Source organism: Bradyrhizobium sp. I71 (assembly GCF_022354745.1).
GTDB classification, from domain to species: domain Bacteria; phylum Pseudomonadota; class Alphaproteobacteria; order Rhizobiales; family Xanthobacteraceae; genus Bradyrhizobium; species Bradyrhizobium liaoningense.
Window position 1 is genome coordinate 1,361,708 of the sequence record NZ_CP059398.1, and the last position, 12,390, is coordinate 1,374,097.

The 12,390-nt window shown below is 64.4% G+C and carries 10 protein-coding genes; 7 read left to right on the forward strand and 3 right to left on the reverse strand.

All coding sequences use genetic code 11. From position 1 onward, the window contains the following. The first annotated feature begins 86 nt into the window (after positions 1–86). From FJV43_RS06735 to FJV43_RS06755, 5 genes are all read left to right on the forward strand, one after another. Complete coding sequence (locus FJV43_RS06735; RefSeq protein WP_239625584.1) at positions 87–1,046, forward strand: AraC family transcriptional regulator; 960 nt, start codon at positions 87–89, stop codon at positions 1,044–1,046. A 97-nt stretch (positions 1,047–1,143) separates the two neighbouring features. Continuing rightward, entirely contained in the window at positions 1,144–1,413 is a 270-nt protein-coding gene (locus tag FJV43_RS06740; RefSeq protein WP_239625586.1) for a hypothetical protein, read from the forward strand. Between the two features lie 121 nt (positions 1,414–1,534). Further along, complete coding sequence (locus FJV43_RS06745) at positions 1,535–2,740, forward strand: NAD(P)/FAD-dependent oxidoreductase (protein WP_239625588.1); 1,206 nt, start codon at positions 1,535–1,537, stop codon at positions 2,738–2,740. 91 nt (positions 2,741–2,831) lie between these two features. After that, complete coding sequence (locus tag FJV43_RS06750; protein ID WP_239625590.1) at positions 2,832–3,749, forward strand: MBL fold metallo-hydrolase; 918 nt, start codon at positions 2,832–2,834, stop codon at positions 3,747–3,749. Between the two features lie 4 nt (positions 3,750–3,753). Continuing rightward, on the forward strand, positions 3,754–4,644 hold the full coding sequence (locus FJV43_RS06755; RefSeq protein WP_239625591.1) for an SDR family oxidoreductase: 891 nt from the start codon (positions 3,754–3,756) through the stop codon (positions 4,642–4,644). A 143-nt stretch (positions 4,645–4,787) separates the two neighbouring features. Here the strand turns inward: FJV43_RS06755 and FJV43_RS06760 are convergent, their stop codons facing one another. After that, positions 4,788–7,226 (reverse strand): TonB-dependent receptor, encoded by a 2,439-nt coding sequence (locus tag FJV43_RS06760; protein WP_239625593.1) that lies wholly within the window; start codon positions 7,224–7,226, stop codon positions 4,788–4,790. 355 nt (positions 7,227–7,581) lie between these two features. Here FJV43_RS06760 and FJV43_RS06765 point away from each other — a divergent pair, with 355 nt between their 5' ends. Then, positions 7,582–9,747, forward strand: coding sequence for a PQQ-dependent dehydrogenase, methanol/ethanol family (locus tag FJV43_RS06765; RefSeq protein ID WP_239629338.1), 2,166 nt, complete (start codon positions 7,582–7,584; stop codon positions 9,745–9,747). A gap of 46 nt (positions 9,748–9,793) precedes the next feature. Then, positions 9,794–10,486 (forward strand): response regulator transcription factor, encoded by a 693-nt coding sequence (locus FJV43_RS06770; RefSeq protein WP_239625595.1) that lies wholly within the window; start codon positions 9,794–9,796, stop codon positions 10,484–10,486. A 16-nt stretch (positions 10,487–10,502) separates the two neighbouring features. On the opposite strand, the gene FJV43_RS06775 is transcribed toward FJV43_RS06770, so the two are convergent. Both FJV43_RS06775 and FJV43_RS06780 read right to left on the reverse strand, forming a co-directional pair. Further along, complete coding sequence (locus FJV43_RS06775; RefSeq protein ID WP_239625597.1) at positions 10,503–10,901, reverse strand: calcium-binding protein; 399 nt, start codon at positions 10,899–10,901, stop codon at positions 10,503–10,505. 38 nt (positions 10,902–10,939) lie between these two features. Then, entirely contained in the window at positions 10,940–12,298 is a 1,359-nt protein-coding gene (locus tag FJV43_RS06780; protein ID WP_239625598.1) for a histidine kinase, read from the reverse strand. Between the last annotated feature and the right edge of the window lie 92 nt (positions 12,299–12,390).

Genomic DNA, 12,390 nt, shown 5'->3' on the forward strand with positions numbered 1-12,390 from the left:
GCCTCTGCGCCGCATAGAACTCGCGCCGACCCGTAAAAGCACGGACACCTGATCTGAGGCAGCAAGCGATCAGAAGGAGCCACGCCATGACCGGGAGCACCGCACTCATGCGCAATCCCCCGTCCAGGGGCCAGCCACCCCTGCCCAGCGCACAACCCGTCGACATCGCCATGTCCGAGCGACGCAACGCCGAGGCGGAGATGGCGCGGGTGCTCAGGACCGAACCGACCCGCATGGCGCTGGACTCCTCCGGCGCCGGGATCGCGCACTGGAAACACGATCCATTGCATGACGTCGTCGAGCCCATGAGCCACCACGTGATCATGGCCTATAACGGCGTGATGCAGCGCATGGAGCGCCGATCGGGAAAATCGGTTTCGATCGGCACGTTTCGTCCTGGAGTCGTGATCATCATCCCGGAAGGATCGAGCTCCCGATGGGACATTCCGAAGCCCGTTGATGTCGTTCAGCTCTACCTTCCGAATACGACACTGAAGCGCGTTGCCGGCGAAGCCGGGATCGCAGGAGCGACCGACCTGCTGGAGCGGACCGCGCACCCTGACCCCATTACGTCCCGACTGCTGTTGAGCGCAGCGGATGCGCTCGAAGGCAATGGGGTCCTCGACACGCTGTTCCGGCACCAGGTGACGGATCTTCTTGCCACGCGCGTCCTGGCGGCGCACACGGGTTCACCGGCCACGTTCCAACCGACCATGGGCGGGCTGTCGCCGAAGGTCCTGCTCCGCGCGATCGAACGGTTGCGCTCGGACAGCGATGCGGACGTCTCCCTCGATGCGCTGGCGTCCGATGCCGACCTCTCGCGCTTTCACTTCTGCCGCGCCTTCAAGGAGAGCACCGGGCTCTCGCCGCATGCCTGGCTGCGCCAACACCGGCTCGAGCAGGCCATGAGCATGCTGCGGGAGAGCGACGACCCCGTCGTCTCGATCGCTGCGGCGCTTGGCTATTCCTCGCAGACGGCGTTCGCCGCGGCCTTCAGGAAGCTCACCGGCGAAACGCCGAGCGAATGGCGCAGGCGCATGCGTTAGCAGCAATCGCTCGATAGCGACAGCAATCGCGCTGGGGCAGCGCCGCGCCTGATCGGTTAGACCACCACCATGTCCAATCCCATGACGGAGGCAAATGATGATCGGGAAAGACTTTGTCCACCGGTTGGCCATCACCTCATCACGCAAGGGTCTCGCCACCGCGGTCGTGTACGGACTTACGCTGACTGTTCGCTTCACTTCAGCAACAGGTGATGACATCCCGCCGCAATCCGCACAACGCGCTCACCCGGTGATTTCAGTGATGACGGGCGACAGCTCCCGCCTTCCCTATCAGGACTGGAGCCGCAAGTTCGCGCCGTCGATCGTCTTTCGTCAAGGCTGGCCGACCGGCTGCCCGCTCCAATAAGCGCCAGCAAGCTCGCTTCACTCATTCGCGTCGTCGCTGACCGCGACAGGATTCGCCGCAAACCCGCCGCGGCAGCGGCAACGCGCCTGTGCCCAGGAAGATCAACCAAAGGAGACCGTCAATGCGACTAGTCATCATCGGCGCCGGCTTCGCCGGCATGTATGCCGCCCTTTCCGCAGCCCGCCTGCGCGAGATCCAGGGCGTCTCGCCCGACGAACTCGAGATCGCGCTGGTCGCACCCGAGCCGACGCTGGTCGTCCGCCCGCGGCTCTACGAGAAGAATCCGGAGACCTTGACGGCACCGCTCCTCGATGTGCTCGAGGCGATCGACGTCGCCTATGTTCGGGGCAGCGTCGAGACGGTTGAAACCCAATCCCGCATGGTGAGGATCGCCACGGCGGAGGGCACCAAGAAGACGCTCTCCTACGATCGCCTCGTGGTCGCCACCGGCAGCCGGCTGTTCCGCCCGAACATCCCGGGACTTGCCGAGCACGGGTTCAGCGTCGACTCGCTCGACGATGCGATCGCGCTCGACCGGCACCTGCATGGCCTTGCCAGGCGACCGGCCGTGAACGGACGCGACACGGTCGTCGTCGCCGGCGGCGGCTTCACCGGCATCGAGGCGGCCACCGAAATGCCGGCGCGGCTCCGCGCAATCCTCGGCCCGAATGCCAGGACTCGCGTCATCATCGTCGAGCGCAACAGCGCGATCGCACCCGACATGGGCGCAGGTCCGCGGCCGGTCATCGAGAGCGCCCTCCACAAGCTCGGCGTGGAGACCCGCCTCGGCGCCGGCGTCGCCTCGCTCGACGAGTCCGGTGTCACCCTGTCCAGCGGCGAACACATCGAAACCGAAACCGTGATCTGGGCGGCGGGTATCCGTGCCGCCCCTCTGACGGCGCAAATCCCCGCCGAGCGCGACAATTTCGGCCGGCTGCTGGTCGATCGCTGCTTGCGGGTGCCAGGCGTCGAGGGCGTCTTCGCGACCGGCGATGCGGCCCGTGCCGCCTGCGACGACGAGGGCAATTACGCACTGATGTCCTGCCAGCACGCCACGCGCATGGGCGCCTTTGCGGGCAACAATGCCGCCGCCGAGCTGCTCGGCGTTCCGACCAGGCCCTACCACCAGAAGGCCTACGTCACCTGTCTCGATCTCGGCGAAGCCGGCGCACTGTTCACCCGCGGCTGGGATCGCGAGGTCGAGATGGTCGGTGATGTCGCCAAGAAGACGAAACAGGAGATCAACACGGTCTGGATCTACCCGCCGAAGGCCGAACGCGCCGCCGCGCTCGCGTCTGCCGATCCGGAACGCGTGACCAGCCTCTAACGCGCGACGCGATGGCAGGCGGCGCTCCCCTGGCGGCGCGGCCTGCTCAAACAGAGACCAGCCAGAACAAGAACCGCAACAGGAGACCAACATGAACCTGCACAACACCTCCTACCCCGCGACATCGAAGCCCGAAGAGCTTGTCCCGTCGCGCTACGCGCTGAAGGTCGGCGACATCGACGTGCTGGTGGTGAGCGACGGCGTGCTGCCGCTACCCGCCAAGATGTTGGCGCATAATGCCGACCCCGCGGTCCGCGCGGCCTGGCTGGACGACATGTTCCTGCCGCCGGACGCGTTCGACTGGGCGTTGAACGTGGTCGTGGTGCGCAGCGGAGAGCAGACCATTCTGATCGACGCCGGGCTCGGATTGGACCCGGACCTGCACCTCCCGCGAGCCGGGCAGCTGGTCAGGCGACTGGAGGCCGCCGGCATCGATCTGGCATCCGTGACCGACGTGGTTCTGACCCACATGCACATGGACCATGTCGGCGGGTTGCTCGTCGAGGGCGTGAAAGACCGGCTGCGTCCGGACCTGCGAATCCATGTGGCAGCCGCCGAAGTCAAGTTCTGGGAGTCGCCCGATTTCTCCCGCGTCTCCATGCCGCCGGGCTTCCCGGACGCACTTCGACAGACGGCCAAGCGGTTCGCGCACGAATACCACAACCAGCTCCGGACGTTTGACGCCGAGTTCGAGGTCGCGCCGGGGGTGGTGGTCTGCCGCACCGGCGGTCACACCCCCGGGCACAGCGTGGTCCGCCTGACCTCCGGCGGCGAGCGACTGACATTCGCCGGCGACCTCGTGTTCACCGTCGGATTCGAACATCCTGACTGGCACAACGGCTTCGAACACGATCCCGAGGAAGCCGCCCGCGTCAGAGTGAACCTTTTGCGGGAGCTTGCGGCGAACCGCGAACTGCTGGTGGCCACGCATATGCCGTTCCCGTCCGTTGGTCATGTCGCTGTTGCCGGCGACGCTTTCCGCTGGGTGCCCGTGTCCTGGGACTATTGAGCGCTTGCCGGACGAATCCAAACCGGGGCGCGCGCTCATCGCGATGCGTTTGCGCCCCGGGGACTCCACATGCCCTGAGCCGTCGAAGCCGAAGCGTTGGTCTACGATCGCTCCGGCGATTTCGAACGGCGCAACCACGCGAACGAACATGCAAGAAAACAAAGTCGTGATCATCACCGGCGGCAGTTCCGGCATCGGTCGAGCCGCAGCTCTCCGCCTCGCCAACCAAGGCGACAAAGTGCTCATCACCGGCCGTCGTGCCGGGCCTATTGAGAAGACGATGGCGGAGCATCAGAACATCGCGGGCCTGATTGCAGATACCGCTTCCGCAGAAGACGCCGGGCGGACCATCGCCGAGGCGATCGGCAGATGGGGCCGGCTGGACACGCTCGTCAACAACGCCGGCGCGGGAGCCATCCTTCCGTTGTCGGATGCCGCGGCCGAGCGGATCACGGCCATCTTTTCCGTCAATGTGGTCGGTCCGAGCCTGCTGGCCCGCGCCGCCCTTCCTCACCTGCAGGCAACGCGGGGCACCATCATCAACATCTCCTCGACGTTTGGTCACCGGCCGGCCGCGGGACTGTCCCACTACGCCGCAAGCAAGGCGGCGCTGGAACACCTGACACGCTGCTGGGCGCTCGAACTCGCGCCACTTGGAGTAAGGGTGAACGCGATCGCGGCCGGCCCGACCGAATCCGGCGCCTTGACCGGAATGATGGGATTGTCCGCGGAAGCGGCAGAAGCCGTCAAGAACGAAGAGCGCACGCGAATTCCGCTCGGGCGGCGCGGCGTTCCCGATGACATCGCGCGATGGATCGTGCAGCTTGCAGGTCCCGCCTCACAATGGATGACGGGCCAAGTTCTCGCAGTCGATGGTGGCCTGGGACTGGCCTAGTTCAGACCCCGATCCGGAAAAGTGTGCGGCTTGCCGAAACGATCATGCCCGAAGAATAACCCAAAGCGCGACAACGAATCATCCCAATCGCCTCGCGCTTTGAGACCTGCGCCAGCATTGAATCCGCTGCGCTTCGTATACGCCTAGAACGTCACGCGCATGCCCGCATAGAACGCGCGCGGCCTCGCCGGGCTCAGCGAGCGCGGGTCGACGAACTCCGCGCCGCCATTGGTGAAGTTGGGCAGGGCGTCGCGATCGAAGAAGGTGCCGAGTGTCGAGTAGCGGTGGTCGAAGATATTGTTGACGCGACCATAGAGCTGAACGTTCTTCGTGACCTGATAGGACGTGTGCAGATTGAAAACCGCGTAGGACGGCAACTGCGGAAACTGGTTGGATTCGTCGCCAACGAAAAACTGGCTTGAGACAAAGAGCGCGTCGCCACCGACTTTCCAGACATCGGTAACTGCGTATTCGACGCTGGCCTTGATGAGATGGCGCGGCAGGCGCGGAATCTGATTGCCCGGCAAGACCTGGATATTGCCGTCGGCGTCTGCGAACGGGCTATCCGAGCCCAGCGTTAGCGCATCGAGGAAGCGCGCATCGAGGAATGCATAGCTCGCCTGGAACTGCAGCACGTTCGACTTCAGGCTCACCTCGGCTTCGAGCCCCTGCCTGCGCGTGCGACCAACGTTCTGGAAGAAGCCGAAACCGGTCAAGCCCGGGATCGGGGTCGCGACGATGTCATCGTAGTTGGTGGCCCGGAAGGCGCCGATCTTCCATCCGAGCGAACCGATCATCAGCTCCTTCGTACCGCGGAAGCCCGCTTCCACCGTCTTGGATACCACTTGCTTTAGTGGAGGGTCGGCGACCAGGAATTGTCCGATGATACACGGCCGCGCCGGATCGGCGCAGCCGAGCTCGAGCGGTGTCGGCACTCTGTTGGCTTCGGAGTAGCCGGCATAGGCTGTTATTTCGGGCGTAATCTTGAAGGTGCCCCCGATGATGGGATTGAAGCGATAAAAATCGTGCTCGCCGTTGAGCGCGGTGCCGAGCTGGTCCATCAGCGAGATATGGGCCGCATTGAACCGCCCACCTCCGGAAACCGCAAAGCGATCCGTCACGTTGAACGTGTCCAGCGCATAAAGTCCCTGATACTGGTTGACGGTGCGCAGCGATACCGGGCCGATTGATGTCGGCTCGCCTGACTGGCCCAGGAATATCCCGCTGCCCGTGACGACGTAGTTCGTGCCTATTGTTCCCAGTTCCGTGCTGCCGTTGAATTGCGTGTTGCTGAGGTCGTAGCTTGCGCCAATGACGAAACGGTTGTCATGACCGAACACCTGATCTGTGTTGGTCGCCTGTCCGGACACGCCAAACGAGGTTGACCTTGTGCTGGTGCGATCGATCTGGCTGAGAATGGCACCAGGCCCAAAGGTGTTGGCGAGCTGCACGCCATTCAGGCCGAATGCTGGGACGTCATCATCGTCAAAGCACAACAGGGTTGGATCGTCGCAAGGCAGGGTATCGGTCGGGTTACCGTCGACCGTACTTTGTTTGAAGCGCCGCAAGCGTGCCGTGCCCTCAAAGGTCCAGGTCGGCGTCGCCTCCACCTTGCCGGTCAAGTTGAGGTAAGCGACCTTGTTGGAGATGGTCTGTGGCGTCGTGTAGGTGGCCCCCCAATATTGCTGGAGCAATTCGGCCGGAACAGTACTGGGACCAGCCAGCGAATTGTTGGCGACGCCACCATTGAGGTGAAATTCGTTCCCTTCAAAGCGATAGCCGACGTCGCCGTAGAAGCGCCGGACGTCCGATGACGAGAAATTGCGGAAGCCGTTGTCGTGAATGCCTTCGAGTGCACCATAGACAGACCAGTTTCCATCGACCTGCTTGCCCCATTGCGCAGAACCCTGAATGCGACCGAACGAGCCGCCCATGATGTCGATTTCGGCACCCTGATAGTTGAAACCGTTCTTCATCTGCAGATCGATGGCGCCGCCGAGGGCATTCAGGCCGTACGCCGGGTTGTTGGTCACCACGACCGCTGACCGGATCGCAGCCGTCGGAATCAGATCCCAATTGACGATATCGGAGAAGGCCTCGTTGATGCGCACGCCATTCTGATAGACGGCGAGCCCTTGCGGCGTCCCGGCCAGAGGTGAAGCAACGTAACCGCGAAACTGAATATCGGGCTGAAAAGGATTACCGGTCACTTCGTTGATGCTGACGCCGGGCACGTACTGCTGCAGGGCATCGGCGATATTCGGCGAATTGGTGCGCTTGATCTGACTGGCATCGACGGCATTGATCGCCGACGGGACCTTGTCGACATCGAGACCCCTGCCCGTGCCCGGCGAGGTCGGATAGACATAAAGCCGTGTCCTCGGGGCGGCGGAGCCCGGCGTCCCCACGCGCGCGACCGGTCGCGCCGGTGCGACGCGCCTCGCCGCCGAAGGCGGCGGCGCCGCCACCTCGACCGGCGGCAGGTTCTGGACGTTGGTCTCCTCGTCCTGAGCGGCAACAGCATCAGTCGCAAAGACCATTCCCGTGGAAACTGAAATGATGACCAGACCACGAACGCCCATTCCTGCCCGCCTCCACCCGTATCGTCCGGCTCTCTCGGTTCCCCGCCGGTTAGGCGAACGATACAGGCCAACAGCCGAAGAGCACCAGCCGTAAAAGGTCCGCCCGGTCCGGCGCACGAATTCCCGACCAAATCGGGAATTATTCCCGGTCCGTCCAACGGCTGCGCGAGCCTCATCGGGCGCGACCGGGAACTATTCCCGGCCGCCGCGAGACTTTTTGCCGAACCTCGCGAAAGACCTTCGTGCAATCCTTGGCTCGACATCGCGATCCGATCGCGAGTCATTCATCCGTAGACTCACCCCGCCCTCGCGGGCGGGGTGCCTTTACGGCAATCAAGAATACAGGAGGAAAATGATGACGTGGGGGGACCGCTTTTCCGCTCGATATTCATCGGCTCGGCCAGTCCGCAGCAATCTTGTCGTAGGTCTTCTCGCAGGCTTGGGCCTCGCCGCATCCATCACCGCCGCGTCTGCGCAGGATTCCGCGAAGACCCCGACGCCGGAGAGCATCAAGGCCATCACCTCGCAGGTCGACGGCGCCTACATCGAGGCCAATACCGCAACGTCCAACAACTGGCCGACGATCGGTCTCGACTACGCCGAGACCCGCTTTTCGAAGCTCAATCAGATCACGAGCGACAACGTCAAAGGCCTCGGCCTGGTCTGGTCCTACAATCTCGAATCCTCGCGCGGCGTCGAGGCGACGCCGGTCGTCGTCGACGGCATCATGTACCAGACCGCCTCGTGGAGCGTCGTGCATGCTATCGATGCGCGAACCGGCAAGCGCATCTGGACCTTCGATCCGGAAGTCAACCGCGAGCTCGGCTACAAGGGCTGCTGCGACGTCGTCAACCGCGGCGTTGCCCTCTACAAGGGCAAGGTGTTCGTGGCCGCCTATGATGGCCGCCTGATCGCGCTCGACGCGGCAACCGGCAAGAAGGTCTGGGAAAAGGACACGCTGATCGACCACGAGCATTCCTACACCATCACCGGCGCGCCGCGCGTCTTCAACGGCAAGGTCGTGATCGGACAAGGCGGCGCCGAATATGGCGCGCGCGGCTACGTCACCGCCTACGATGCCGAGAGCGGAAACCAGCTCTGGCGCTGGTTCACCGTCCCCGGCGATCCGTCGAAGCCGTTCGAGGACGAGTCGATGGAGAAGGCGGCCAAGACCTGGGATCCCGCCGGCCAGTATTGGCTCAACGGCGGCGGCGGCACGCCGTGGGACACCATCACCTTCGATCCCGATCTCAACCTCGTCTACATCGGCACCGGCAACGGCTCGCCCTGGAACCGGAACGTGCGCAGCCCCGCCGGAGGCGACAATCTCTATCTCGCCTCGATCGTGGCGCTGAACGCCGACACCGGCAAATACGCCTGGCACTATCAGGAGACGCCCGGCGATCACTGGGACTACACCTCGACCCAGCCGATGATCCTCGCCGACATCAGCATCGACGGCGCGCCGCGCAAGGTCATCCTGCACGCGCCCAAGAACGGCTTCTTCTTCGTGATCGACCGCACCAACGGCAAATTCATCTCGGCGAAGAATTTCGTCGATGTGAACTGGGCCACCGGCTACGACGCCAACGGCCGCCCGATCGAGGTGCCGGCCGCGCGCGGCGACGCGGCCTACGACTCGATCCCGGGACCCTACGGCGCCCACAACTGGCATCCGATGTCGTTCAACCCGCAAACCGGGCTGGTCTATCTGCCGGCCCAGAACGTGCCGCTGAACCTCATTCCGGAAAAGAAGTTCAAGCAGAATGCCGCAACGCCGGGCAAATTCGGCGGCGCCACCGGCTGGAATGTCGGCTTCGTGCTCAACGGAGAGCCGCCCAAGAGTCTTCCGTTCGGACGCCTCGTCGCATGGGATCCGGTCAGGCAGAAGGAAGCCTGGCGCGTCGAATACCCCTCGCCATGGAACGGCGGCACGCTGACCACGGCCGGAAACCTGGTGTTCCAGGGCACCGCGGATGGTCGTTTCGTCGCCTATGACGCCACGACGGGCAAGACGCTGTGGGAAACGCCGACCGGCACCGGCGTGGTCGCTGCAGCCTCGACCTACATGCTCGATGGCGTGCAGTATGTCTCGATCGCCGTCGGCTGGGGCGGAGTCTATGGCATGGCGCAGCGGGCGACCGAGCGGCAAAGTCCCGGGACGGTCTACACGTTCGCGCTCAACGGCAAGGCGCCGCTGCCGGAATTCGTGAAGTACCAGACCGAAGGCCTTCTCCAGGGCGTGAAGTATGATCCGAAGGACGTGCCCGAAGGCACGGCGCTCTATGTCGCCGCCTGCGCCACCTGCCATGGCGTGCCCGGCGTCGACAGGGGCGGCAACGTCCGCAACCTCGGCTACGTGCCGGCGGAGGAGATCGCCAACCTCAAGAACATCGTGTTCAAGGGACCGTTCCGCGACAAGGGCATGCCGGACTTCACGGGCAAGCTGACGGAAGCCGATGTCGTGAAGATTCAGGCCTTCATCCAGGGCACCGCCGACGCAATACGGCCGAAGAAGTGACGCGGCGATACGGCTGCGGCAGGCATTGCCGCAGCCGGCTCACCCGATGCTCGCGACACGCCTCAATCCTTTGAAACATCATGCCTTTCAGAGAGACCCCTTGAGTCCCATACTCGTCGTCGACGACCATCCCATCATTGCCGAAGCCTGTCGCATCGTGCTGGGGGACGTCGAGGACGTGGTCGCTGCGCGCGATGTGCCGAGCGGCTATGCAGCATTTCTGGAGTACCGGCCCGGGGTCGTCATCCTCGATTTGACTTTTCCGGGAGAAGCACTCGGCGGCGTCGACTTGCTGCACCGCATCTCCTCGGATGCGCCGCTCGCCCGCATCCTGGTTTTCAGCATGCATGCGGACGCGAATATCGTCGCGTCCGCGATCAAGGCGGGAGCCATCGGATATTTGCTGAAGGACTCTCCGCCGGACGAACTGCCAAAGGCGGTGCGTCAGGTCCGGCTCGGCCATCGCTATGTCGACGAGCGGATCAATTTGCGCGGCGTGCCCCTGCCCGATCACGTCGACTCCGGCAACGTCGCCATACTCACGCGCAGAGAACGAGAGGCGCTCAGCCTGCTTGGCCAGGGAAATTCATATTCTGCGATCGCCGAAGAGCTGGTCATCACGCCCCGGGCCGTCGCCCGGCTGATCAAGCAGGCGAGGACCAAGCTCGGTATCCGTCGCACGAGCGACCTGCTCCGCCGGGCGCGCGAGCTTGCGGGCGGCGCAGATAGCTCGAACTGACGCGCGAGCCGCCGGTTTATTGCAGGAGCTGAAGCAGCGCGCGTCCGGCAGGCGTCATCGATTCTCTCCCATCCAGCGTTCCATCGTGATCCGGATCGGCTGCGTCGAAGCGCTGAGAGACGATGGCGAGATATTCATTCACCGAGAGCGTTCCATCGTGGTCGGGATCTGCGGCCGCGATCTCTTTGGCGGATAATCTGCCCCGCAACTCCCGCACGTCCAGCGTGCCGTCGTGATCCGGGTCGAGCCTGGCGAAAAGCGCCGTCGCCGCCTTCCTGACCTCGATATGGTCCAGCGTCCCGTCGCTGTCGGTATCGAACTTCTTGACGGGATCACCGCGAGAAGCCGCCAGCGCAGATCCCGACACCATCACGACAGCCAGAACCGGGACCATCCACCGGCCAAATTTCGGCATTTCGAGCTCTCCCGGAGGTCGTAGACGTCACATTCAGATCAGGACGAGGCAGTCGGAATCAAGGCCTCCACGGTCAGGCCGGCATCGCCGGAGACGACGTTGAGCGTGCCGCCCAGCGCCAGGATCCGCTCGCGCATGCCGACGAGGCCGAAGCCGAGCTTCTGCCCCGGCTCCATGCCGCGCCCGTTGTCGCTGACCCGCACCCGGGCGCAGCCGCGGCCGTCGTGAGTCATCTGCTCCACCGGCTCGATGACGACATTGACCGCGGTCGCACCGGCGTGGCGGAATACATTGGTGAGCGCCTCCTGCACGATACGATAGATGGTGAGATCGGCCGTCTCGCCGGTCGGGCCGAGCGCCGGCGAGATCACGGTCTCGATCGCGACGTCGGGATGCGACTGCCGCCATAGCCGCGACAGGGATTCGAGCGCCTTGCGCAAGCCGAGCTCGGCAAGGCCCACGGGCCGAAGGCGCTCCAGCACGCGGCGGTTGAATTGCTGGAGTGCATTGATCTGCTCCAGCATGGCGCTGCCATGTTTTCGCACGGCATCCGCACTCGGGTCGCGTCCGTCCGCCAGCTTCGCCAGCGCGCTCGCATGCGCGCGCAGCGAGAACAGGTAAGGCCCGAACTCGTCATGGAGCTCGCGCGCGATCTCCTTGCGCTCGACATCCTGAAGCGACACCGCACGCTCGGCAAGACGCCGCTTGTCCTCGACCGCCTCACCAAGCGTCGCAGCAAGGTGGTTGAGCTTGGTGCAGATCGCGGCGAGCTCCGGCGCGCCGCCCGGCGCGACACGGGCATCGTAATGTCCGCCTTCGAGCTTCCCCATTGCCTCCGCCAGAGACTGGAGCGGTGCCAGTGCCCGGCCGACCACGTTCATCATCAGGAAGAACAGCGCGAGCGCGATCACCGAGCCGACCTCGAGCTGGGTCACGATCCCGTCCCAGATCTCGGCGATCTCGTCGTCGGGATGCGAGGTGATCAATAGCGAGCCGGGCTTGCCCTGGATCGAGACCGGCACGCTGACCGCGGTCTGCTCGGGATGAACCAGGGCGACGAACCAGGTCGGCGGCGCGCGCGTGTCGGCGTCGGCATCGGCCCGGGGGGGCGTCAGCGGATGGCCGCCGGCGTCCCGAAGCGTGATGCTGACGTGGCGCAGGCGGCTGAGATCGCGCGCGATCTGGTTGAGCCTGGCATCCGGATCGGGGGCCTCGTTGAGATCCGCCACGATCATCTCGATGAACTCTCGGGCAAGGCGGATCACGCTCTGGTCCTCGGCCTGCACGCGCGGCCCGGCCTCCGCGACCTGCCGGCCGATATTGACGGCGAGCCCCAGCGCCAGCAGCAGCGCCAGCAAGAGGTTGATGCGCCCGCGCAAGGATAAATTTCGCCACATTGGTATCGCCTGTGCCTCGCGAAGGATGCCCGCGCCTGTCCGATGACGTTGACAGAGGCGAAGCGCCGGATATCTAATCGGAAGCGTACAGC